Here is a 22540-nt window from a genome sequence, read left to right as displayed (position 1 = left end):
AGGCCCCCAAGGAATACGCGTTACAGATTGTGCTCATGCGGAGCTGCCAGCCCGGCGGCTGCCGTTTCTCCCAGCGATGTAAGCGCTTAGCCCCAGAGTAACAACAGGAGCACGAAGATAATCGCAACCAGCGCGAGCGAGATCGGCAGGATGTAGCGCGTCATGTGCGGAGTCGCGCCCGCCCTGGCACGCGTCGTATCGATATGCTTTTCGCTGTCGTCCATATCCCTCGGTTCCATTCGTTACAGGACGGCAACGCCCTGTCGCGGAGCGGGTTCCGAATCACTGTCTCAAAACTCGGATTCGGCCTGAGCCGGACGCAATGGGGCCACTTGGCCTATCAGGCCGGCAATGTGGCCGTGTCGAAAAACAATGCCTGCGCGATTGCCGCCTTCACCGTCGAACGCTGAAAGGGCTTGGTGATCAGAAAGGTAGGCTCGGGCCGTTCGCCGGTCAGTAGCCGCTCCGGGAATGCAGTGATGAAGATGACGGGCACGGAAAATTCCTGCAAAATATCTTTGACCGCGTCGATGCCGGAACTGTCGTCGGCAAGCTGAATGTCGGCGAGAACCAGCCCGGGACGTCGCGCCAGCGCCTGGGCCACAGCCTCGTCCCGCGTCACGGCGACACCCGTGACGTTATGGCCGAGGTCCCGGACGATGGTCTCGATATCCATGGCGATGATCGGTTCGTCCTCGATGATCAAAACCTCGGCGCGGGTCTGCCGTTCGATTTCCGACAGGGCTTCGCTCACCAAATGATCCACTTCGTCGGCGGACGCTCCGATAAGATAGCCAGCATCTTCGGGCGTGAAGCCTTCCATCGCTGTCAGCAACAGCGCCTGCCGCGAAAGCGGCGTGATTCGCGCAAGCCGGGCCTGGGCAATGCCTTCGGCATTTTCGGCCGAACCCGCGCCGGGATCATCCTCGATATGCGCCGAGGACCAGATGACATGGAAGGTGCGATAAAGCCCCAGGCGAGGATCCACGTCGCGCGGAAAATCGTCGGGCGCAGCAACGATTGCCTCCAAAGTCGCGCGAACAAAGGCGTCGCCATGCTTCTGGCTGCCGGTGAGCGCACGGGCGTAACGCCTCAAAAACGGAAGATGGGGCGCGAGTTCCTGTCCAAGCGACATGTTCGTTACGACTCCTGTTCAACCGGGCTCTATTGGGTGGGACCTGCCAGCTTTGCAAGCCTGGGGCGCCAATGCGCGCCTCAAGTTGCAGACTTGCAGAGAATCCGGCCCCGTCCGCCCTTTCGTGATGGTGGAACTATTGGCTGAGTTTTTTGTTTCCACGACGTCTGCGGGCCCCTATTCGCCTGCGGGCATCTGCTCGACAAGTTTGGCGAAAGGTCGAACGGCACGGCAGGCATCTTGAAAGACGGCGTTATGGCGCTGGGCGCGGGGGGTGAGTGATTTTGGCGGTCGACAAGGAAGAAAAGGACCGGCGGCGCAGATCCGGACAATCCACTGAAGCGGGAGATAAGCGGCGCGCGATCAGGAAGCGGCCAACCCCGGAGGTGGGATCCGCATTGCGATCCGTTTATCAAAAGACGATCGATGAGGATATTCCACCGGAAATGCTCGATCTGCTCGGTAAGCTGGGATAAAGTGCGCGCGGCGGACGTTCGTCCCCGAGATCTGGAATCTGGAAGCGACAGCAAAAAAGCTGGTGCAGGAGGGTAGCCCGTGGAGAGGCTTTCTGATCCGGCGATCAAAGTCTCGTGAAGGCGCGGGCAAAAGGCTGGGTGACATCTTCGTTCGGGCAGCTTTCGACCGGACTGAAGATGCTGCTGTTCCTGACTCTGGGTCTGTTGCCGCTTGGCGTGCTCGCCATATTGGCGTCGATCGACAATGCCCGGCAGAAGAATGCCGAACGCACGCGGCAGACTTTGACGCGTCTCGAAGTAAAGGCGCAACGTCTTGACGAAGTCCTGTCGCGTAGTGCCATCACCATCACCACAGCCAATGCTGCGATTTCCCTGACGCCGCAAAACAGGGTCTGCGAAACGACGCTTCGGCGCCTTCGGCAAGGCCCGGTTCCCGGCCTTTACGCGCTTTATGGTTCGGATGGCGCACTTCGTTGCGCCAGTTCGGGCTTTGCGCCGCCGGCGCATCCGAATCAGGCCGACGGTCCGGGTATTCAGGTTCGCATTCTGCCCGAACGGGATGCTCTGGAACAATTCGTGTTCGGCGAGGAAGGCAATCTGGAAGGGGTTGTCGAATTTTCTCGCGAGACGCTTGCCAGTTTGTCTTACATTCCGGGTACGAGCGGGAATTTCGATCTGGACTTGATCCAGGGTGGCCGGAAACTGGTCCTGCGCGACCAATTTAGGGGGGGTCCGCTGGTCCGGACCGTCGGCGGCTCCGAATCAGTGGCCGATGGCCAGCTGAGCTTGCAGATCAGGTTGGGTGCCACGCCGATCAGCGCCGCGGACGCCTTGATGACACTGCTTCCAGTGCTGATGTGGCTCTTCGCCGCGTTGATCGGCTGGGTGATCGCCGATCGGCTGCTGCTACGACCGCTGGCGAGAATGCAGAGGGCGGTATCCGCCTACAAGCCGGGTGACCGGCATCTCGACCTGCCGGCAGTCGCTTCGCCGGCCCGCGAAATTACCGAACTGGGCGAGGCATTCGATCAGGTCACGCAGACCGTTGCCCGCCACGAAGCGGAACTGGAGGCCGCGATCGAGCGTCAGTCCCGGCTGGTTCGCGAAGTGCATCATCGGGTCAAGAACAACCTTCAAGTGGTCGCCTCGCTGCTCAACCTCCACTCGCGCGGATCCTCGAACGAGGAAGTCGCGGCCGCTTATGCCTCGATCCAGCGGCGGGTGGATGCGCTCGCCGTGGTTCACCGCAACCATTATGCCGAACTGGAGGAAAATCGGGGCGTGGCGCTCAAGGCATTGATCTCGGAGCTCGGCGCCAATTTGCGTGCGACAGCTCCCTTGTCCGCGAGCCATATGCCGATAACGCTCAATTTGGAATCGGTCTATGTGACACAGGATGTTGCTGTCTCGGTCGCTTTCCTGATCACCGAAATGGTCGAATTCGCCATGTTTTGCGGCGCCGAAATCGTCGCCGTTTCGCTCACGACCTCCAGCCCTGGAACCGCCACACTCGCCGTGCATTCGGATAGCCTGCAAGGCGACAGGAGTTGTGACGAGGAATTGTTCGGGCGATTTGACAGAATCATCACCGGCCTCGCGCGTCAGTTGCGGTCGGCGATGGTTCGCGATCTGGAAACGGGCCTCTATTCGGTCGACATCACGATTTCCGACAAGGATGATTAGGCCGCGCCGCTCGGGTCCGGATCGGGGCCCAGACCAGGTCCAGAGCCTGGAATCGCTCGGCGATCAGCGGCTGCGATCCTCCCGGTTCTTTCGATCCTCCTCATATCGCGGTCGCCCGGCCGAATGTCGGTCTGCCCTTTCGAGATCTCCGCTGTCCTGGCCTGATTCATTTGCGACGTCGACATTGCGCCGTTCGTCTTCGCGGACGCCATCCAGATCGGAATGGGGGGGAGATTTCGGCGGCTTGGTCACGATATTTCACTCCTTGGAAGACCAAGCCTGAACTTGCGGCACCGGTGGACGGTTGCGAGCGGCCGCGAATTATTTCAAAAAATGTTTGGAACCCCGTCCGAACTTCGTCGTTCTGCTCTTCGGATAGTGACCTTTTGCCCCCCCGCTCTCGCTATCCAAGACATGAGCCCGGACGCGCCAACCTCCCCCCCCCGGTGGCGCCTCCGGGCTCAAATTTTTTTGGCAGAACGCGATCTCGCTTCCCTTGCGGACCAAACCTGACGTGCAGACTTTCGAGGCGCGGTCGATCCGTCAGGGTTTCGAACACTCATAATCGTTACGCCACGGAACCAAGCTTAGGCGAACGCATTAAGCCTCCGCCAATCGCTTCGATCGCGGCGGCGCGTACGATGGGACGGCAAGGAGATGTATCATGGTTCGTAAGCTTATTACCCTCGTGGCTCTGTCGACAGGCCTCATGCTAGCTGCCTGCAATACCGTGCGGGGCGCCGGCGAGGATATCGAATCCGTCGGAGAAACCGGTGACCGTGTGACCGAATAAGCCGGCTTTTTCTTGTAATAGGAAGGGTCGTTCCCGCTTTGGGAGCGGCCCTTTTCATTGTCACACCAGATCATCCGGAATGAACCAATAAGGCCGTGCGAAGCGACGGGCTCGACCCAGCTGATACGGCAGGACGAATCCTTTTCGATCCTCCGGCTCAGCACCCGCATTGAAACGCGCCGCATCCCGCCATCCATCCAGACCCTCCGGAGGCGGGCCGTCGAAGAGTTGATGCCAAAGCTGCCTCTTGAACGAGGCGATACCCTTCCCCTCCTCCTGCCAGAGAAAACCGAGCTCGGTATCCCAATCGAAGCTGCGGCCGTTGATGTTGGCTGAAGACAGAAGGCAATTGCGATCGTCCGCGATCAGCAGCTTGGAATGGATGTGGATCAGGCCGGAGCCAAAGGCGGTGCCCCTCGTTTCCTCGAACTTCTCCTCGTCCGCTTTGACAGGTTCCTGCTTGACGAGGGTGAACAGCCCTAGACGATCTGGCCCGGCCCGGCGAAGCAATCTGCCCAATGTGCGGGCCTGCAGATATTCGCCGTGACGATGTGCCGGATTGCCGCCTTGTCCTTCGAAGGCGATCTCCTCCGGCGCGTTCGCGATGAGGATGAGGACCTCGAGTGCGGGATTTGCCCGCAGGGCCTGTTCGATCCAGGCGGCAGCCTCGCGGGACCGAAAGAATTGGGCTTCGACATAGAGCTGGCGCCGCGCCGAATGAATAAGATTCCTGTGCGCCGCCTTGAGCTCGCGAAGATAGGGCACAGGCCCGATCGCGAAGAGCGACGAGGATTGACGCGACAGCGTCCGCACTATCTGCACGGTCGCTTCCCCTCGCGTCGGCTGCCACGCATCAGGCTCAGCAATGGAATCGAGCGGATCGAGCATCAGTTCACGCCCGCAGGGCGTGGTCCAATCCTCCACGATGGCGCGATAGCGCGGCATCTCGCGGTTCCAGAGAAAGGCAAAATGCCGGGCTGCGTCCGTCACCGCCGGACCTTCCAGCCGGGCGGAGATGTCGTGCCAGGTCTGGTTGGCGCGGCGGTGATGGCGCCGATCGTCCCACCGTCGCTCGTCCAGATCCAACCCGCCGATGATGGCGATCTGCCCGTCGATCACGACGAATTTCTGGTGATAGGTGGCCGGCCAGAGCCGCGGCGGCGCCGCTGCCTTCCAGGCCTTGGGTTTGTCGCCGTCCCAGGTGAGATGATTCCATAAGCCCGGGCGGTTTTCGAGACCGCCATCGTCATGTTCGGCGCGCCCGAGCAGCCTCTTCACAACCTTGCGAATGCGCTGCCGCAGCGGAAACCGCAGCATCTGGCGCCAGACCCAGCCAAGCTCGCCCTCGTGCTGGATGACGATCAGTTGCAAACGCGCGCGATCATCCCTGTCCAGCTGCTCAACGATATCCCGGATCTGGCGATAGCTGTTCCAGGAGCCGGCATGCAGATAATCTGCGAGTACCGGCTCGAAATCCGCCAACAATATCCTGACCGTCACGCCCGACAGGACGGCGTGGCGAAGAAGGTCCGACCAGGAGGCCAAGCCCAGGGCCCGCGCCTCCTGCGATCGCGTCTTCGTGCCCGGATCGAAGATGCGGAACGACATCCACACCTCCTTCGTCGCATCCAGCACCAGCCGTTCGAGTGCCGGAAACATATCCGCCGCCTCGATAAGAGGCGTCACGACACATCCCGGCCTCGGCGGAAAGGGACTCCCCCAATCGGGCGAATGCAAAGGGGTTGAATTGCCTTCCGCATCGAGGAAAGGCGGCGAAACCGCCACGGTCAGGGCGTTTCGGAAGCGGCCGTGCGGGCCCGGCGTCGCTCGGTGAACCAGATCGCGATCAAAGACAGTTCGAAGAGAAGGATCAGCGGAATGGCGAGCATGAATTGCGAGACCACATCGGGCGGCGTCGCAACGGCGGCGATGACGAAGGCGATCAGGATCGCGTAACGGCGGCCGCCCTTCAACTGCTGCCGGGTGACGAGGCCCGCGCGCTCCATCAGCATCAACAGGATGGGCAAAAGGAAGGCGACGCCGAAGGCCAAGATGAAATGCATGACCAGCGACAGATAATCGCCAACAGCCGGCAAGGCCTCCTGCTCGATGCCGCCAAGATTGCCTTCATATTGCAGGAAGAAGCGAAAAGCCGTGGGCATGACCAGATAGTAAGCAAGCGCCCCGCCCATCAGGAACAGCACCGGCGTGGCGATGATGAAAGGAAGAAATGCGCGCTTCTCCTTGGCGTAAAGACCGGGTGCGACGAATGCCCAGAGCTGGCTCGCAATGATCGGGAACGCCATGAAGAAAGCTGCGAACAGGGCAACCCGGATCTCCACGAAGAAGGCTTCGTACAATTTCGTGTAAATAAGCTTGCCCTGGCCGGCACCGAACGCCTCGACCAAGGGCTGCGCCAGGAAGGCGAAGATATATTCGGCAAAATAGAAGCAGACCGCGAAAGCCGCCCCCAGCGCGAGAAAGGACCAGATCAGGCGCCGCCGGAGCTCGATAAGATGGTCCATCAGCGGTGCGCGGGATTCGTCTATGTCACTCATGGCAATTCGCGCGGACGGTCGCCGCCTCCCGACAGCGGCAATTCGCCGCTGGGTGGCGCATCGGCCGCCGATGGCGCTTCCGCGACGGGCGGCGCGATCGAGGGAAGTTCAGGATCCGCCGGCCTGTCTTCCGACGCGGACGGCGCGGGATGGTCGCGCATGATCCGTTCGTTCTCCTCGCGCCATTTGCGCTCCATCTCCTCGAGTTCGGCTTCCCGCATCATCGTGTCCAGGCCGGATCGAAAATGGCGCGCCATGCCTCGCGCGCGACCGACCCAGTTTCCGACAGTGCGCATGACTCGCGGAAGATCCTTGGGACCAATGACGACCAGCGCCACGATCCCGATGATCAGAAGCTCCGAATAACCGATGTCGAACATTTTCGCCTTTCCGGCGGATGACGAGGACCCTGATCCTAGGAGCGCTCGGCAGTGTCGCGATCGCGGCTGCGATCGGTGGTCACGTCGACAATACTTTCATCCTTGAGACGCGGCTGCGGCTGGGGAGGCGGTGCTTCCTCATCCTCGGTCATGCCCTTCTTGAAGCTTTTGATGCCTTTGGCGACATCGCCCATCATGTCCGAAAATCGGCCCTTGCCGAACAGCAGCAGCAACACGATGCCTACGATCAGCCAGTGCCAGAGGCTTAGACCACCCATGATATCTCTCCAATCCTTGCCGAGAGCGCGTGACTGCCGACTCCCGGATTCCTCACTCTGATCCCTAGTCGTCCTCGGCTTCGCTTTCCAGCTCTAGCTGTTCATTGCCGATTTGCTCCATCGCCGCATCGATCGGATCGAGCAGGCCGGCCGCCTTCAGATCGTCGATACCGGGCAGGTCGCGTCGGCTCGCGAGGCCGAAGTGGGAAAGGAAGGACGCGGTCGTCGCATAGGTGAGCGGCCGGCCCGGCACCTCGCGGCGGCCCGCCGGACGCACCCAGCCGGCTTCCATCAGGACGTCCAGCGTGCCCTTGGAAATCTGAACGCCCCGAATCGCTTCGATTTCGGCCCTGCTGACAGGCTCATGATAGGCGATGATCGCCAGCGTCTCGACCGCCGCGCGGGACAATTTGCGCGTTTCCTCCCGCTCCCTGCGCAGGAAATCGGCCAGATCGGGCGCCGTCTGGAAATGCCACTTCCTGCCTCGTTCGACCAGCTCGATGCCGCGGCCGGAATAATGATCGGCCAGGGCGGCAAGGGCATGGTCAAGGTCCACATGCGCGCCGACATGATCCCTTATCTCCTCCCGGCTCAATGGCTCCTCGGCCGCGAACAGGATCGCCTCGACGGCGCGGAGATCGTCGGCGATCGCGGTCATGCGGCGCGGATGTAGAGCTGGGAGAAGGACGATTTCTGCTCGATCGCCAGTTTGCCCTGGCGCGCCAGCTCGAGGGTGGCGACGAAACTGGAGGCGAGGGCCGATTTACGGAATTCCGGATCCTGCGTTTCCGGCAGGAAGGATTCGAGCGCGGCCCATTCCAGACTGGCTCCGATCATCCTCTCGATCCGTAGCAGGGCTTCGTCCAATGTCATGACCGGACGACGGCCAACAACGTGGATGGCGGGCTCGTTGCGCGCCCGGATCGAACCATAAGCGGCGATGATGTCGTAGAGATCGGCCCTCCAGTCCGATTTGCGGACCACCCGCAGCCCTTCGGGGGTTCCACGAACGAAGACGTCGCGGCCAAGCCGGTCACGCGCCATAAGGCGGGCCCCGGCCTCCCGCATGGCATTGAGCCGCTGGAGGCGCAGCTGCAGGCGCAGCGCCAGCTCCTCAGGGCTGGGATCGGCCTCCTGGTCCTTGGGCAGGAGCAGGCAGGATTTGAGATAGGCGAGCCAGGCCGCCATCACCAGATAGTCTGCGGCAATTTCCAGCTTCAGCTTCTTGGCATCGGCAATGAACGCCAGATATTGCTCGACCAAGGCAAGAATTGAGATTTTCGCCAGATCGACCTTCTGCCCACGCGCGAGCGTCAACAGCAGGTCGAGCGGTCCTTCCCAGCCGTCGAGATCCAGGGTCAACCGGTCCGCCTCGCGCACTGCCGGCTGCTCCTCGAAGGAGTCGCTCATGTCCATTGCCGGAGATTAGGGACAGAAGCCGCGCATGCGAAGCGGAAATTCCCCTCGAGGATCGCAGATGGACCCGATCAGGCGAGACCCAGGAGGACGTCCCTTTCGGCCGCCAACACGTCGAACGGAGTCGCATCGGCAGCGCCCGCCACGATTTCCATCGCCTTTGCCAGCCGTTCACTGGATCGGCCGTTCATTTCTCCGGCGACCGATGCGATCGCTATCATATCCGCAAGGACCGCCGAGCAGTGGAGCAGGACATCACAACCAGCGGCAAGCACGGCTTCCGCTCGTTCCGCGACGCTGCCGGCCAGCGCCTGCATGGCGATATCGTCGGACATGAGCAGACCGTCGAAGCCGATCCTGCCGCGTATCACTTCGCGAATAACAGTCGGCGACTGGCTCGCCGGCCTCTCATCGTCCCAGATAGTATAGAGGATATGCGCGACCATCCCCATAGGCGCACGGTGCAGGGTGGTGAAAGGTTCCAGGTCGATCCGCAGCTCTTCCTCGCTTGCCTCCACCACCGGGCGCTCGACATGACTGTCGCTCGTGGCGCGACCATGGCCTGGCATGTGCTTGACCACGCCCGCTATGCCGCCGCGGTTCAGCCCTTCGAGCATGGCGCGACCGAGCGCTGCGACCTGCATTGGATCCGAACCGAGCGTGCGATCCCCGATTATGACATGCGTGGTCGGCTGCCGGACATCGAGCAAGGGCAGGCTATTCACGTTGATCCCACAGTCCCGAAGCTGGAACGCGATGGCCTGGGCATTCAGGCGAGCGGCCTCGATCGCACTCACGGGAGCAACCCGATAGAGCGCCGCAAAGCGCTCCGCTGCGGGAAATGATGGCCAGATGGGCGGGCACAGCCGTGCCACCCGGCCGCCTTCCTGATCGACCAGAATCGGCAGGTCGGCGCGGCCATGAAGCCCGCGCAGATCGTCGGTCAGCGCACGAAGCTGTTCCTTGTCGCGGCAGTTGCGTGCGAACAGAATATGGCCGGCGGGAACGGCATCCTTGAAGAACGAACGTTCGTCGGCCGTCAGGCACTCGCCCGCAACGGCGTAGATTGCGGGCTGCATTCTCGACTCACCTTCAATCGACGACGGTGCAGGCCTCGCCAGCGATGCGCAGCCGATTGCAGATATTCCTTGCGTCGCCGCCCGAGGCCCGAAGACGGTAGAGGGTCCGCCCGCCGCTGCTGGTCGGTATGATAGTATGGCTGAGCGGCGCAAGATAGGAGAAACGCCCGGACAAGGCCTTCCACGCATTTGTGGCACCCGCCTGGCTGGAGAAGGCGCCGAGCTGGATGGTAACACCCGCGGCCGCTGGGGCGGGCGGCGCTTGCGGCGCAGGCTGCGCCGCCGGCACCTGAGGCGGCGTCTGCTTCGGCGCCTGCGTCACGGGGGCTTCCGGAAGCGCATTGGTGTTGATCTGTCCGTTCGGATCGGCACCCTCGCTGGCCGCGAAGGCAGTGTCGCCTTCCCCCTGTATGTTCATCCCGCCGGGATCGTCCGGACGCACCTTGTAATCACCTTCCGGCGCGGCGATCAGCTCGGCGTCACGGTGCTCCGCCGCATCGCGATTGCCCAACCAGAACAGGCCGCCGACGATGCCGCCGATGGCGACCAGGCCGATCAGCACGGCGACGATCAGCTTGAGCGGCGACGGGCCCTCATTTTCCCCCTCCTCATCCACAGCTTCGAGCCAGGGCAGACGGTCCTCATCGTCCAGCGGAGTCGCTTCATCGGCGCGAATGTCGGTCATCACTGCATCTCCTCGGCCGCGGATACTCCCATGAGCCCAAGGCCATTACGGACAATCTGCCCGATTGCTGAGGCGAGTTCCAGCCGAGTCCGTGTCAAATCGGGATTGTGTGCCAATAAAAAACGCCGCGCGGGATCATCATTACCTTTGTTCCACTGCGCGTGCAGCGCCGCAGCGAGATCGCCGAGATAGAAAGCGATGCGGTGCGGCTCGTGCGCCTCCGCCGCCCCCGCCACTACGCGGGGATATTGGGCGGCAAGCTTCACGAGCGCGAGTTCCTCATCGTCCAGCAGCGAAAGATCGGCCGTGGCGGTAAGATCGATGCCGGCCTCCTTCGCACGCCGATGGAGCGAACAGATGCGGGCATGGGCATATTGAACGTAGAAGACCGGATTGTCCTTCGAAGCCTCGACGACCTTGGCGAAGTCGAAATCCATCTGCGCATCGGCCTTGCGGGTCAGCATCGTGAATCGGACGACATCCCTGCCGACCTCTTCCACGACCTCCGCCAAGGTAACGAAGGTGCCAAGACGTTTGCCCATCTTCACCGGCTCGCCGGCGCGCAGCAGGCGTACCATCTGGATCAGCTTGACGTCGAGCGCGACGCGGCCATCGGTCAGCGCCCGCACGGCGGCCTGGATTCGCTTCACCGTGCCGCTATGGTCCGCGCCCCAAATGTTCACCAGAATATCGGACCGTTCGGCCTTGGCCAGGTGATAGGCCGCGTCGACGCCGAAATAGGTCCAGCTGCCGTCCGACTTCTTCATCGGCCGGTCCTGATCGTCGCCGAAATCCGAGGACCGGAAAAGCGTCAGCTCGACGGGCTCCCAATCTTCCGGCGTCTTGCCTTTGGGAACCTCGAGCACCCCTTCATAGACAAGCCCCTTCGACCGAAGGGTCTCCATGGCGCGCGCGGCGGCGCCGCTTTCGACGACCTCGGATTCCAAGGAGAAAAGGTCGTGATGGATGCCGAGCAGAGCCAGATCGGAGCGGATCTGGTCCATCATCATCGCCACCGCCTTCGTGCGGAAGAGCCCGAGCCACTCCTCTTCGGAGGCCTTGGCATATTGGCTGCCATATTCCGCAGCGAGCGCCTCGCCGACCGGCTTCAGATAGTCACCGGGATAATATCCCTCGGGGATGGCGCCGATCGTCTCGCCAAGCGCCTCGCGGTAGCGGAGATGGGCGGAGCGAGCGAGCGTGTCGACCTGTGCGCCGGCATCGTTCACATAATATTCGCGGGTTACGGCATAGCCGACATATTCGAGCAGGCTCGCCAGCGCATCGCCAACAACGGCGCCGCGGCAATGACCCATATGCATCGGGCCGGTCGGATTCGCGGAGACATATTCGACATTGATTCGGAGGCCGCGTCCGAAATCCGATCGGCCATAGTCGGCACCGGCGGCCAAGATTGCACGCAGTTCGTCATGCCAGAAATTCGGTACCAGCCTGATGTTGATGAAGCCCGGGCCGGCGACCGTCGCCTCGGCGACTTCGTCCAGCGCTGCCAGCCGCGGCGCGATCTGATCGGCCAAGGCGCGCGGATTGGTGGCGGCGCGCTTGGCAAGCACCATCGCGGCGTTGGTGGCGAGATCGCCATGCGCAGGGTCGCGGGGCGGTTCGACCGCAACCGTACCGCGATCAATGCCCGGAACAAGGCTTCCTTCGCGTTCGAGATCGGCGAGGATCGCATCGATATAGGCTGCAAAACGGGCGTAGAGGCTGCTCACGATCACCATCCGGACGGGGGGAGGGCGGCGCTGTAGCGGATGCGTGCGCGCAAGGTCCAGTGGCACGGAGTCATGTTGGATTGCCTGTCGTGATTTTCAGCGGGCAGGTGGGTCGGTCCGGCTGAAAGACACTTCAGAAGGCTTCGGGAAGTTCGACCGGTCCGATAAGATCGCGATACCGCCCGATGGCGTAGCGATCGGTCATGCCGGCTATGAAATCGCCGATGCGGCGGCGGGTCGCGACCCCGTCTTCCTCTCCGCCCCATCCGTCCGGCATCAGGGAGGGACGGTCGCGATAGGCCTGAAACAGGTCCGCGATCACCTTCTGCGCTTGTGACTGGACTGCCATGATCGGCGCCGACCGGTACATATTCGCATATAGGAACGATTTCAGAACCCGCTCCTCCAGCGCCATCGCCATCGAGAAGCCCGAAAGCGGCTTTCCTGCGCCACGCACCTCGTCGATCGTGCCGACACCGGCCTCCGCCACCCGCTGACGCGTCTCGTCGAGGACGTCCGTCACCATCAATCCGATCTGGTCGCGGATCAGTTCGGGCAGCAGTCTTGCCTCGTCCCCATCGGGATAGCGCGCCCGCACGGCCGCCCATGTGCGGGCCACCAAAGGCACCGAAAGGAGGGACTCAAGCGAGAAGAGGCCGGCGCGCAAACCGTCGTCAATGTCGTGATTGTCATAGGCGATGTCGTCTGCGATCGCGGCCACTTGCGCCTCCAGACTGGGCCAGCTGGCGAGCTCGAGAGGAAATTCGGCATCAGCCTCGGCGAGTGCCCAGCCCGGTGCGGTCACCGGACCATTATGCTTGGCGAGCCCTTCCAGCGTTTCCCAGCTAAGATCGAGACCATGATGACTGGGATAGGTCGTCTCGAGCCTCGTCAAGAGCCGGAGGGTGTGGGCGTTGTGATCGAATCCGCCCGCATCGGCCATGGCCTCGCGCAGCGCTTCCTCCCCGGCATGGCCGAAGGGCGGATGCCCGATGTCATGGGCGAGGCAAAGCGCTTCGGTCAGGTCCTCGTTAAGGCCCAGCGCCCGGGCCATCGTCCGTCCGATCTGTGCTACCTCGAGACTATGGGTGAGCCGTACTCGGAAATGATCTCCGTCGGGCGCCACGAAAACCTGCGTCTTGTGCCGAAGCCTGCGGAACGGGACCGAATGGATGATCCGATCCCGATCGCGCTGGAAGGCGTCGCGCGGCCCCCTGACCTCTCCGGGCACGCCGCCGTGACGCCGGCCTCGCGACCGGTTCGGATCGGCGGCATAAGGCGCGAGTATCGTCACTTGGCAGGAAGTTTCTCGATCGCCTGGCCAGCGGCGCTGGTCCAGCTGAACGCCGCGACATCTGCCTTCTTGAGTGCGTTGACGAAGTCCTGAGCCTCCTCCTGGCTATCGAACGGACCGACCAACAGCCGATTTGTCGCGTTGAGCGGCGTCGTCCAGGCGGCCTGCCTGCCGAGCAGAGCCGGCGCCTTGGCCTTGAGACGGGTAAATTCGCGCGGCAAGGCGGTCTTTGAGGCGCCGCCCGCCACCTGCACCCAATGCCGCGCGGGTGCCCGAGGCGCTGCCGCCTTCGGCTTTGGCGGGGCCTTGGCTTGAGCTTTCGCGGGCACCGCCGCGTTGCTCGCACGCCGGGACCGGGCCTCGGCCGGTTGCGCGGCCTGCCCGGCCATTGGCAGCGACACGACGGATTCTTCCTTCAGGGCCGCTATCGCCGCCGCGATATCTGCCAGACCGGCTGGAGGAGCGGGAGCAGGCGTGACTGTGATCTGGGTCGTGGGGACGACAGGCTCAGCGCTGACCGGGATAGCTGCCGGCCTCTTGGCTTCCGGCAGGGCCAGTATATTTTCGGAATCCCCCATCTCGTCATTGGCCGCAACGGCCGGGCTTTCAGGAAAATCCGGCTGGGCGACCTTGCCGGGCGGCAACACGCTCGGCCGCGGCCGAGTGACCGGCCCCGGCGGTTGATCCTGCAGGCGAGCGCTCTCGACCGGCGCCGTCGCCTGGGGAGGAGCTTCCGGCTGGGCGGCACTGGTCAATGACGGCGTCGCCTTGGCCGGAGGGCGACTTTCGGCGCTGCGTCGGGAGACCGCTGCGGCAGCGACGCCGCGCCGCCTCGGCTCGCGAGGCAGGCGGGCCCGGTCGGAAAGGTCCGCCGAGGCCTCCGCCCTTTGGCCCAATGTAGGTTCACGGCTGTCCGGCTTGCCGGCTTCCATGGCCGCCGCACCGGAGGAGGAACTGACCGGCGTTGGCGCAGCCGCCATTGATGGCCGGCCATCGCCCGAGATCCGGCCGAAATGGACCGCCATCGCGCGCTCAGCGGGATTGAGCATGGGCAGGCGTGCGAAAAAAGGCGCCATCGCCGCTGCCTGGGCGGAGGGCATGACCGACTGCGCGGCGCGTTTCGCACCCTCGACATCGCCCGTCAAAGCAAGAACGAAGGCCCGGGTCCGCCATGCCGCTCGAACCTGCTGCCGCAATTGCCCTTCCAGCAAGGCGAGCGCCGGCTCCTTCTTTCCGCTGATTGCCAGCGACAGCGCCAGGCGGCGCGTCACCTCGGGATCGGAACCCTGCGCCAACACCAGCCTGTAATCATGTTGCGCCTGCGATGGATTGCCACTCATGTCATATGCCAACCCCCGATCCCGTGCGAGATCGGCTTCCGGGACGCCGAGACGCCGGGCATCATCGAAAAATTTGAGCGCGGTTGCAGGCTGCTCCATCTGCACCAGCGCCGATGCCATCCACATCTTGATGCGGCCGTCGGTTGGAGCGAGTTCCTCGGCCCGGCCGAAGAAGGTCAGCGCCGCCTGCGCATCGCCAAGGTCCAATGCAGCGCGGCCGGCACCCATCAAGGCTGTAAGGCTTTGCGGATTGTCCGCGAGCATGCGCAAATGCGCGGACAATGTTTCGTCCGGCTTGTCGGCGCTCGTCGGCAAGTCCTGCGCCCGTACCGGCGCCGGCGCCATGATCAGGGCCGCGCCGAACGCGGCTAGGCCAAGCCCGACTGCTCCCGTTCTTGTCTTAATCATGAACCGGATAGACCGGGTCAAAGCTGTACCGGCAATGTCTGGCCCCGTTCGATTGCGGCCAATCGGTTCGGCCCGGCGATGAGCCGGGCCAGAGTCCCGAACCCGATCAGAAGTCCAGGGACTTGCTATTGATTGTTCTGCCGGCCCAGGAAGCGGGGAATATCGAGCGGATCCCGTTCGGAACGACCCTGGGGCTGGGGATCCTCCTCGACCTGGGCCTTGGCAGCGCCGCGAGCAATGTTGGACATGCGCTCGAACAAGGTGCCGCCTTCCCGGGCAGGCTTCGGCGCCGGCGCCGGACTTTCTTCTCCGGTAATCCAGCTGCGGGTGCCGGGCCCGCTCGTTTCGGGACCATTGACGAGATCCTCCTCGACGAAGCCCTCATCCTCTTCGACCATGGTGCCCATATCGAGCAGCAGCTCGTCGCTTTCCGCTTCGCTGTCGACAGGTTCGACAACTTCTCCCACTTCTTCCAGGCTGGGCTCGTCGATGGCCGCGACTTCCTGTTCAGCGCCCAACTCCATTGCCGGCGCCTCTTCGGCGATCGGCTGAACGATGGGGGCCGGCTCTTCCTTCCTGGTGGGTTCGGCGGCACGGCTCGCAGGGAAAGCGAAGACCTTTGCAGGGGCAGGCATGGCCGAGGCATTGGCATCGATACCCGTGGCGACGACGGAGACCCGGATCTTGCCCTCGAGATCGTTGTTGAAGGCAGACCCCCAGATGATGTTGGCGTCCGGATCCACCAGATCCTTGATGTGATTGGCAGCCTCATCGACCTCCATCAGGCGCATGTCCTCACCGCCGGTAATCGAGATGATGACGCCCTTTGCGCCCTTCATGGAAACGCCATCCAGCAAGGGGTTGGCGATCGCCTGTTCGGCCGCTTCGATTGCGCGATTGTCGCCGCCCGCTTCGCCGGTGCCCATCATCGCCTTGCCCATCTCGCCCATCACGGAGCGGACGTCCGCGAAGTCGAGATTGATAAGGCCGGGCATGACCATCAGATCGGTGATGCCGCGCACGCCCTGCTGCAGAACCTCGTCCGCCATCATGAACGCTTCCTTGAAGGTCGTGTTCGGATTGGCAATGCGGAACAGATTCTGATTGGGAATGACGATCAGGGTGTCGACATGCTGCTGCAGTTCCTCGATCCCGGCGTCGGCCGAGCGTGTGCGGCGGGCGCCTTCGAAGCTGAACGGCTTGGTTACGACGCCGACAGTCAATACGCCCTTGTCGCGCGCCGCCTTGGCAATGACCGGCGCGGCACCGGTACCGGTGCCGCCGCCCATGCCGGCGGCGATGAAGCACATATGCGCACCTTCCAGAGCCTTTTCGATCTGTTCGAGCGTCTCTTCGGCAGCCGCTTTGCCGATTTCCGGGCGGGATCCGGCGCCCAGCCCCTGCGTGATGCGCAGGCCAAGCTGGATTCTTTGGTCGGCCGGCGAAGCGTTGAGCGCCTGCGCGTCCGTGTTGGCGACGATGAAGTCGACGCCCTGCACGTCGGAATTGATCATGTTGGCGATGGCGTTGCCGCCCGCACCGCCAACGCCGATGACGCTGATGCGGGGCCTGAGTTCGTCTACATCGGGTCGGATAAAGTCGATGCTCATGGGCTATCTCCCCCTAAAAATCTGGCCATCGCGGCGCTGTCACGACCCTTTTGCACTATGCGATTCGCCGGTGCGAGCAAAAAGTTAACAGCCCGGTTATTTTTTCAAAGCCTTGATCATCTTACGTCGATTCAACCTGCGGCCCGTACCAAGGATTCGACATTGTCGCAGGGCTGGTTCAGGCCTTTGGCGGAGGCACGAAGCGCTCGCTTCCGGGACCATGTTCAAAATCCGCTCTTCACGGCCGAAATCAGCCGCTGGACCAGGTTTCCGCCATTTCCCTTATGGACGATCGCTCCGGGCGCGACGATCTGGCGCAGATCGAGCTCGTTCGATGCGGCGAACTGCGCCAGCCCGACCAGGGTGGTGAAGGCCGGTCCGCCATGCGCTTCGGGCAGGCCTGCAAGCTGCGGACGCCCGACGCGAACCGCCCGTCCCAGGACCCCTTGAGCATAATCGGCGATGCCCTTGAGCTCGGAACCGCCGCCGGTCAAAACGACCTGACGTCCGAAAGGGCCGGCAAAACCGAGTTCCTTCAGTGCCACAGCGATATCGCCCGTCAATTGCTCCAGCCGTTGGCGAATGACCGCGATGAGTTGCGCGCGGGTGATGCGGGCTGCCTCGGTGCCTTCTTCGGATCCGGCGATCGGTGCCAGCTCGATCATGTCATGATTGTCGCGCGGGCTCGTCGTCGCCGAACCATAGAAGCATTTCATCCGCTCCGCTTCGGCGCGGCGTGTTCCGAAGGCGGAGGCGATGTCGTCGGTGATGTCGATTCCGCCCAGAGGCAGCGATTTCAGCCCGACCAGCATGCCGCCGGCAAAGACCGAAATGTTGGTGACCCCGGCCCCCAATTCGACCAGAGCCACCCCCAGCTCGCGCTCCTCCTCGCTGAGGCATGCTTTGCCCGCAGCGACAGGCGAAGCGACGATCGCGTCGACCCCGAGATGCGCGGACCGGACGCACAGATCGAGATTGCGCACGGGCGGCGGCTCGGCTGCGATGACGTGGATGTCCACGGCGAGCCGATCGGCGTGCAGCCCCAGCGGCTTCTTCACGCCTTCCAGCCCGTCCAGCGTATAGAGCGCCGGCATGGCGTGAAGGATCATCCGCCCTTCCGGATCGATGCTGTCCCGGCCGACGCCAAGGAGCGCATCGATATGCTCCTTTTCGATGCGGCGGCCGCCAATCTCGACCTCGACGCTCGCCACGGTGCTGACGAGGCCGCCGGCCGAATATCCGACGAACACGCTTTCGATATTGGTTGCCGCGATCCGCTCCGCCTGCTCCACCGCTTCGCGGACGGCGACTTCGGTCCGCTCCATGTCCGCGATGAATCCGCGCTTCACGCCCTGGCTCTGGCGCTGGCCGGTGCCCAGGATGCGCAATTCACCATTTTCGCGAGGCTCGGCGATGAGTGCCGAGACTTTCGAAGACCCGATGTCGAGGGCGGTAACCAGTTTCTGGGCGGGGGGAGTCTGGATGCGCTTCATCAGATGGTCGTCTTCAGATCGGGCACGACGTCCCGCCCGACAGGCTCGGCGACCTGTGCCGCAGGAGGAGGAGCCGGCGGTTCCGACGGCATCAGCGGCAGGGCGCTGCCGGGCTCCTTGGAAACCCGAACGATGAACTTGCCGGGGATGCGCATGTCGAAGCGGACAAAACCGCGTCCGAGAAGCTGCGTCGCCTGGTCCATGCGGGCAAAATGGACCAGCGCCCGCTGCGCGGCCACCCCTTCCGGCAACGCAAGCACTTCCCCGGACTGGAACCGAATGTCCCAGCGCCGGCCGCCGATCCAGCTTGCGCCGGCCATCATCGGCTTAAGCTGCGGAGCCATCTGGACCAGGCGCGCGAGCTCGGCGGCGTGTCGATTGGCCGCCGGACCGATCACGAGCGGCAAGTCCGGCATCGCTTCGAGCCGCACCGCTTCCAGCACCACGCCTTCGCTGTCGATCAGGTTGAGATGCTGGTTATGTTGCCAGATCGCAGCCGGCTTGCGCTCGATGATGTCCACCACCAGCGTATCCGGCAGGCGCCGCGACACGCGCGCCTCGCGGACCCAGCCGAAGCGCAGCAGGCGCGCCCGTGTTGCTTCGAGATCGACCAGCGGCATCGCCATTGAGTCCTGGTCGAGGGCCACTGCATAGACGGGAAGACGCTGCATGCGTTCCAGGCCCTTTATCTCCACTCTTTTGACTGCGAATCCCGCCTCGCCAATCTCTTCGCCGACGGCCGTGCCGATCATCTGCGGAATTCTGAAAGCGACGATCGAGGCGATCGCCACGGCGACGATCATGAGGATGAAAATCCACCAGCTCATGCGACGAACGAAGTCCGAAAGCGGATCGGGACTTGCCTGCTTGCGGCCCGGGCGTCCGCGCGCCGCTTGCTTCGGGCGGGCGCGCTGGCTTGATCCGCGCGCGATGCGGGCAGTCACAACGCCTCCTCCAATATCGACTGAACCAGCTCCGCATAGCTGAGGCCGATATATTTTCCCTGCTCTGGAACGAGGCTGAGGGGCGTCATGCCGGGCTGGGTATTCACTTCGAGAAGATAGAGGCCCTCTTCTCCTTTCTCATCGTCCCAGCGGAAGTCGGAACGAGAGCACCCCCTACACCCGAGTATCTGATGCGCCCGCAAGGCGGTCGCCATGGCAGCGTCGCGTATCGCGGACGGAATCTCGGCGGGGCAGACATGATCGGTCAGGCCATCCGTATATTTGGCGTCATAATCGTAAAAGCCGGACTTCGGCCGAAGCTCGGTCACAGCAAGAGCACGCTCGCCAAGTACGGCGACCGTCAATTCGCGCCCGCGAATGAACGGTTCGGCCAGCAACCGCTCGAATTCCTGCCAGGGGCCCCGGGCATCGCGGGAAATCGGATTGCCATAATTGCCCTCGTCGGTGATGATCGCCACGCCGACCGAAGAGCCTTCGTTGACCGGCTTCAGCACATAGGGCCGCGGCATGGGATCGGCCTGGTACAGGCTCTTGCTGGCGACGATTTCGCCCCCCGGCACGCGAATGCCATGGGCGCTCAAGGTCCGCTTGGTCAGCTCCTTGTCGATCGCGACCACGGACGTGGCAATGCCGCTATGGGTATATTTTATCCCCATGATGTCGAGCATGCCCTGGACGGTGCCATCTTCTCCGGGTGTGCCATGGAGGGCGTTGAAGACGATGTCGGGGCGCAGGCCGGCCAGAACCTCGGCGACATTTCGATCCATGTCGACGCGACTGACCCTGTGGCCCAGGCTTTCGAGAGCGTCGGCAATGTCGGCTCCGCTCATCAAGGAGACGTCCCGTTCCGCCGACCAACCGCCCATCAGCACCGCGACATGAAGCTTATCCATCATTCTTCCCCAGACCCGCGCCCGACGCGCTGTATTTCCCATTCCAGCATGATGCCGCTCTGCTCGCGCACCCGGCGGCGCACTTCCTCTCCCAACGCCTCGATATCCGCGGCGCTGGCCTTGCCAAGGTTGAGGAGGAAGTTGCAATGTTTTTCAGATACTTGTGCGTCGCCGATGCGAAGGCCGCGGCACCCGGCCGCATCGATCAGCTGCCAAGCCTTGGTGCCGGGCGGATTCTTGAAGGTCGAACCGCCCGTCCGACTCCGCAGCGGCTGGCTCGCCTCGCGCTCCGCGGCGATCCGGTCCATCTCCGCCCCGATCGCCGACGGCTCACCCGGCTTTCCCTCGAACAATGCTTCGACCACGACAGCACCGTCCGGCACTTGGCTATGCCGATAGGTATAGCCGAGCCGTTCGCGCGGCCAGGTCTCGATGCTGCCGTCCCGCAGCACCAGCACCGCCTCCACCAAAATATCGCAGACCTCGCGGCCATAGGCGCCTGCATTCATCCGTACCGCGCCCCCGACCGTCCCCGGGATGCCACGCAGAAACTCGAGGCCGCCAATGCCCGCATCCCGTGCCTTGCTGGCGACGGTGATCCCCATCGCGGCGGCGCCGGCGCGGACACGATCCCCGTCCACACTCACCTTCGCGAAGCTTTTCGGCAGCCGCACCACGATCCCCGGCACCCCTGCGTCACGGACGATGAGGTTAGAGCCGACGCCGACCGGCATCACCGTGATCGCCGGATCGAGCCGGCTCATGAAACCGGCGAGGTCGTCGACATCGCATGGTTTGACCAGCCATTCGGCCGGCCCGCCGGTACGGAACCAGATGAAGTCGGCGAGCGCACCACCGCGTTCGGCAGTACCTTCCAGTCTCGGCAGGTCGAGGACAGGATTCATTCGACTCCCCTCGCCGCCTTGATGCCGTCGGCCAGCCCGCCCGCCCATTTGGTGATGTCGCCGGCGCCAAGGCAGATCACCATGTCCCCCGGGGCGGCGATGTCACCAAGTTCCTCGCAGAGGTGGCCCAGGCCGGTAACGGAGCGGGCAGCGCGATGGCCGCGTTGCTTCAGTCCTTCGACCAAGGCATCGGCAGTGACTCCTTCGATCGGCTCCTCGCCGGCCGCATAGACGGGCGCGACATAAACGATGTCGGCATCGTTAAAGGCACTCTGAAATTCCTCCATCAGATCGCGCAAGCGCGTGTAGCGATGCGGCTGCACGACGGCGATCACCCGCCCCCCCGCGCTTTCGCGGGCAGCCGCCAGCACGGCCTTTATCTCGACCGGATGGTGGCCGTAGTCGTCGATGATGGTGACGCCTTCCACTTCCCCGACCTTCGTGAAGCGGCGTTTGACGCCGTCGAATTTCTCGAAGCCTCGGGCAATCAGTGCGTCTTCGATGCCGAGCTCGATTGCGACGCCGATTGCGGCCAGCGCATTCTGGACATTGTGCCGCCCGGGCATGGGCAGCGCTATCCCCGCGATCACGCGCAACTCGCCGGCGCGATTGCGAATGGTGACGTCGAAACGGTTGCCGCCTGGATACGGGACGACATTGTCCCCCCTGATATCGGCCTGGGCGGCAAAGCCGTACGTGACGATCCGCCGATCGCGAAGGCGGGGAATGATCGCCTGCACTTCCGGATGATCGACGCAAAGCAGGGCCGCCCCGTAGAAAGGCACATTCTCCACGAATTCCACATAGGCGTCCTTGGCCCTGTCGAAACTGCCGTAGAAATCGAGATGTTCGGGGTCGATATTGGTGACGACGGCAATCGTTCCGTCCAGCCTCAGGAAGCTGCCGTCGCTTTCGTCCGCCTCCACCACCATCCATTCCGAACTGCCGAGCCGGGCATTCGAGCCGTAGGCATTGATGATGCCGCCATTGATGACGGTCGGATCGATGCCGCCGGCATCCAGCAGGGCCGCGATCATCGATGTGGTCGTGGTCTTGCCATGGGTGCCGGCCACCGCGACAGTCGATTTCAGGCGCATCAGTTCCGCCAGCATTTCGGCCCGCCGGACCACGGGGATCCGCCGCTCATAGGCGCAGGCGACCTCGGGATTGTTCATCCTGATCGCTGTGGATGTGACGACAACCGCGGCATTGCCGAGATTGTCGGGATCGTGTCCGATGCTCACCTTTATTCCGGCTCGGCGAAGACCGTCGATCACATAGCTTTCGGCGACGTCCGAGCCCTGCACCTTGTAACCAAGGATGTGCATGACCTCGGCGATCCCGGACATGCCTATGCCACCGATGCCGATGAAGTGAATGGTGCCGATATCGGTGCCGACGCCTCTCATGTCCGTT

General features: G+C 63.2%; 23 protein-coding genes. 3 read left to right on the top strand and 20 right to left on the bottom strand.

What is annotated here, in order from left to right; genetic code table 11:
* Positions 1-86: 86 nt before the first annotated feature.
* Together RQX22_RS03760 and RQX22_RS03755 are read right to left on the bottom strand one after the other, a co-directional pair.
* The gene (locus RQX22_RS03760) at positions 87-239 is read right to left on the bottom strand and encodes a hypothetical protein (protein WP_315724632.1); all 153 of its coding nucleotides are present in this window, start codon (positions 237-239) and stop codon (positions 87-89) included.
* Between the two features lie 101 nt (positions 240-340).
* Positions 341-1135 carry a response regulator gene (locus RQX22_RS03755; protein ID WP_315723788.1) on the bottom strand — a complete coding sequence of 265 codons (795 nt, stop codon included), beginning with the start codon at positions 1133-1135 and terminating at the stop codon, positions 341-343.
* 278 nt (positions 1136-1413) lie between these two features.
* Between RQX22_RS03755 and RQX22_RS03750 the strand changes: the two genes are divergently transcribed.
* Both RQX22_RS03750 and RQX22_RS03745 read left to right on the top strand, forming a co-directional pair.
* Positions 1414-1611: a NepR family anti-sigma factor gene (locus RQX22_RS03750; RefSeq protein WP_315723786.1), complete on the top strand. Its 198-nt coding sequence runs from the start codon at positions 1414-1416 to the stop codon at positions 1609-1611.
* A 114-nt stretch (positions 1612-1725) separates the two neighbouring features.
* Entirely contained in the window at positions 1726-3294 is a 1569-nt protein-coding gene (locus RQX22_RS03745) for a sensor histidine kinase (protein WP_315723784.1), read from the top strand.
* Between the two features lie 63 nt (positions 3295-3357).
* Here the strand turns inward: RQX22_RS03745 and RQX22_RS03740 are convergent, their stop codons facing one another.
* Positions 3358-3546, bottom strand: coding sequence for a hypothetical protein (locus RQX22_RS03740; RefSeq protein WP_315723782.1), 189 nt, complete (start codon positions 3544-3546; stop codon positions 3358-3360).
* Positions 3547-3958: 412 nt separating this feature from the next.
* Here RQX22_RS03740 and RQX22_RS03735 point away from each other — a divergent pair, with 412 nt between their 5' ends.
* A complete protein-coding gene (locus tag RQX22_RS03735; RefSeq protein WP_315723780.1) occupies positions 3959-4087 on the top strand; it encodes an entericidin A/B family lipoprotein in 129 nt (42 codons plus the stop codon).
* A gap of 60 nt (positions 4088-4147) precedes the next feature.
* Here RQX22_RS03735 and RQX22_RS03730 read toward each other — a convergent pair whose 3' ends face one another.
* The 17 genes from RQX22_RS03730 to murC all read right to left on the bottom strand — a co-directional run bounded on the left by RQX22_RS03730 (position 4148) and on the right by murC (position 22533).
* Positions 4148-5773: a hypothetical protein gene (locus tag RQX22_RS03730; protein WP_315723778.1), complete on the bottom strand. Its 1626-nt coding sequence runs from the start codon at positions 5771-5773 to the stop codon at positions 4148-4150.
* A gap of 101 nt (positions 5774-5874) precedes the next feature.
* On the bottom strand, positions 5875-6645 hold the full coding sequence (tatC, locus tag RQX22_RS03725) for a twin-arginine translocase subunit TatC (protein WP_315723776.1): 771 nt from the start codon (positions 6643-6645) through the stop codon (positions 5875-5877).
* The gene (gene tatB, locus RQX22_RS03720; protein ID WP_315723775.1) at positions 6642-7025 is read right to left on the bottom strand and encodes a Sec-independent protein translocase protein TatB; all 384 of its coding nucleotides are present in this window, start codon (positions 7023-7025) and stop codon (positions 6642-6644) included. Before tatB ends, tatC begins: the two co-directional genes overlap by 4 nt.
* Positions 7026-7060: 35 nt before the next feature.
* Entirely contained in the window at positions 7061-7303 is a 243-nt protein-coding gene (locus RQX22_RS03715) for a twin-arginine translocase TatA/TatE family subunit (protein ID WP_315723774.1), read from the bottom strand.
* Between the two features lie 64 nt (positions 7304-7367).
* Positions 7368-7961, bottom strand: coding sequence for an SMC-Scp complex subunit ScpB (gene scpB / locus RQX22_RS03710; RefSeq protein WP_315723773.1), 594 nt, complete (start codon positions 7959-7961; stop codon positions 7368-7370).
* On the bottom strand, positions 7958-8713 hold the full coding sequence (locus RQX22_RS03705; protein ID WP_315723771.1) for a segregation and condensation protein A: 756 nt from the start codon (positions 8711-8713) through the stop codon (positions 7958-7960). The genes scpB and RQX22_RS03705 overlap by 4 nt, the downstream gene beginning before the upstream one ends.
* Positions 8714-8790: 77 nt before the next feature.
* The gene (gene nagZ, locus RQX22_RS03700) at positions 8791-9798 is read right to left on the bottom strand and encodes a beta-N-acetylhexosaminidase (protein ID WP_315723769.1); all 1008 of its coding nucleotides are present in this window, start codon (positions 9796-9798) and stop codon (positions 8791-8793) included.
* A 13-nt stretch (positions 9799-9811) separates the two neighbouring features.
* Positions 9812-10483, bottom strand: coding sequence for an SPOR domain-containing protein (locus RQX22_RS03695; protein WP_315723767.1), 672 nt, complete (start codon positions 10481-10483; stop codon positions 9812-9814).
* Positions 10483-12225 carry an arginine--tRNA ligase gene (gene argS, locus RQX22_RS03690; protein ID WP_315723765.1) on the bottom strand — a complete coding sequence of 581 codons (1743 nt, stop codon included), beginning with the start codon at positions 12223-12225 and terminating at the stop codon, positions 10483-10485. The genes RQX22_RS03695 and argS overlap by 1 nt, the downstream gene beginning before the upstream one ends.
* A 124-nt stretch (positions 12226-12349) precedes the next feature.
* On the bottom strand, positions 12350-13510 hold the full coding sequence (locus tag RQX22_RS03685) for a deoxyguanosinetriphosphate triphosphohydrolase (protein WP_315723764.1): 1161 nt from the start codon (positions 13508-13510) through the stop codon (positions 12350-12352).
* Positions 13507-15258: an SPOR domain-containing protein gene (locus RQX22_RS03680; protein WP_315723763.1), complete on the bottom strand. Its 1752-nt coding sequence runs from the start codon at positions 15256-15258 to the stop codon at positions 13507-13509. Before RQX22_RS03680 ends, RQX22_RS03685 begins: the two co-directional genes overlap by 4 nt.
* A gap of 125 nt (positions 15259-15383) precedes the next feature.
* Positions 15384-16868, bottom strand: a complete 1485-nt coding sequence (ftsZ, locus tag RQX22_RS03675; RefSeq protein ID WP_315723762.1) for a cell division protein FtsZ — start codon at positions 16866-16868, stop codon at positions 15384-15386.
* A 224-nt stretch (positions 16869-17092) separates the two neighbouring features.
* Positions 17093-18361, bottom strand: coding sequence for a cell division protein FtsA (gene ftsA, locus RQX22_RS03670; protein WP_315723761.1), 1269 nt, complete (start codon positions 18359-18361; stop codon positions 17093-17095).
* Positions 18361-19305 (bottom strand): cell division protein FtsQ/DivIB, encoded by a 945-nt coding sequence (locus RQX22_RS03665; protein WP_315723760.1) that lies wholly within the window; start codon positions 19303-19305, stop codon positions 18361-18363. The genes ftsA and RQX22_RS03665 overlap by 1 nt, the downstream gene beginning before the upstream one ends.
* Complete coding sequence (locus RQX22_RS03660; protein ID WP_315723759.1) at positions 19302-20222, bottom strand: D-alanine--D-alanine ligase; 921 nt, start codon at positions 20220-20222, stop codon at positions 19302-19304. Before RQX22_RS03660 ends, RQX22_RS03665 begins: the two co-directional genes overlap by 4 nt.
* A complete protein-coding gene (gene murB, locus RQX22_RS03655) occupies positions 20219-21124 on the bottom strand; it encodes a UDP-N-acetylmuramate dehydrogenase (protein WP_315723758.1) in 906 nt (301 codons plus the stop codon). The genes RQX22_RS03660 and murB overlap by 4 nt, the downstream gene beginning before the upstream one ends.
* Entirely contained in the window at positions 21121-22533 is a 1413-nt protein-coding gene (gene murC / locus RQX22_RS03650; protein ID WP_315723757.1) for a UDP-N-acetylmuramate--L-alanine ligase, read from the bottom strand. Before murC ends, murB begins: the two co-directional genes overlap by 4 nt.
* Positions 22534-22540 lie beyond the last annotated feature (7 nt).

Origin of the sequence: Sphingosinicella rhizophila (assembly GCF_032378825.1) — a bacterium.
In the GTDB taxonomy this organism is placed as follows: Bacteria; Pseudomonadota; Alphaproteobacteria; order Sphingomonadales; family Sphingomonadaceae; genus Allosphingosinicella; species Allosphingosinicella rhizophila.
This window is presented reverse-complemented; position numbering and strand designations above follow the sequence as displayed.

Bases quoted from the DNA above. Each gene is read 5' to 3' on its own strand.
- RQX22_RS03760 (WP_315724632.1), bottom strand. From the start codon at position 239: ATGGAACCGAGGGATATGGACGACAGCGAAAAGCATATCGATACGACG.
- RQX22_RS03755 (WP_315723788.1), bottom strand. From the start codon at position 1,135: ATGTCGCTTGGACAGGAACTCGCGCCCCATCTTCCGTTTTTGAGGCGT.
- RQX22_RS03735 (WP_315723780.1), top strand. From the start codon at position 3,959: ATGGTTCGTAAGCTTATTACCCTCGTGGCTCTGTCGACAGGCCTCATG.
- tatC (WP_315723776.1), bottom strand. From the start codon at position 6,645: ATGAGTGACATAGACGAATCCCGCGCACCGCTGATGGACCATCTTATC.
- tatB (WP_315723775.1), bottom strand. From the start codon at position 7,025: ATGTTCGACATCGGTTATTCGGAGCTTCTGATCATCGGGATCGTGGCG.
- RQX22_RS03715 (WP_315723774.1), bottom strand. From the start codon at position 7,303: ATGGGTGGTCTAAGCCTCTGGCACTGGCTGATCGTAGGCATCGTGTTG.
- scpB (WP_315723773.1), bottom strand. From the start codon at position 7,961: ATGACCGCGATCGCCGACGATCTCCGCGCCGTCGAGGCGATCCTGTTC.
- RQX22_RS03705 (WP_315723771.1), bottom strand. From the start codon at position 8,713: ATGAGCGACTCCTTCGAGGAGCAGCCGGCAGTGCGCGAGGCGGACCGG.
- nagZ (WP_315723769.1), bottom strand. From the start codon at position 9,798: ATGCAGCCCGCAATCTACGCCGTTGCGGGCGAGTGCCTGACGGCCGAC.
- RQX22_RS03695 (WP_315723767.1), bottom strand. From the start codon at position 10,483: ATGACCGACATTCGCGCCGATGAAGCGACTCCGCTGGACGATGAGGAC.
- argS (WP_315723765.1), bottom strand. From the start codon at position 12,225: ATGGTGATCGTGAGCAGCCTCTACGCCCGTTTTGCAGCCTATATCGAT.
- RQX22_RS03680 (WP_315723763.1), bottom strand. From the start codon at position 15,258: ATGATTAAGACAAGAACGGGAGCAGTCGGGCTTGGCCTAGCCGCGTTC.
- ftsZ (WP_315723762.1), bottom strand. From the start codon at position 16,868: ATGAGCATCGACTTTATCCGACCCGATGTAGACGAACTCAGGCCCCGC.
- ftsA (WP_315723761.1), bottom strand. From the start codon at position 18,361: ATGAAGCGCATCCAGACTCCCCCCGCCCAGAAACTGGTTACCGCCCTC.
- RQX22_RS03660 (WP_315723759.1), bottom strand. From the start codon at position 20,222: ATGATGGATAAGCTTCATGTCGCGGTGCTGATGGGCGGTTGGTCGGCG.
- murB (WP_315723758.1), bottom strand. From the start codon at position 21,124: ATGAATCCTGTCCTCGACCTGCCGAGACTGGAAGGTACTGCCGAACGC.
- murC (WP_315723757.1), bottom strand. From the start codon at position 22,533: ATGAGAGGCGTCGGCACCGATATCGGCACCATTCACTTCATCGGCATC.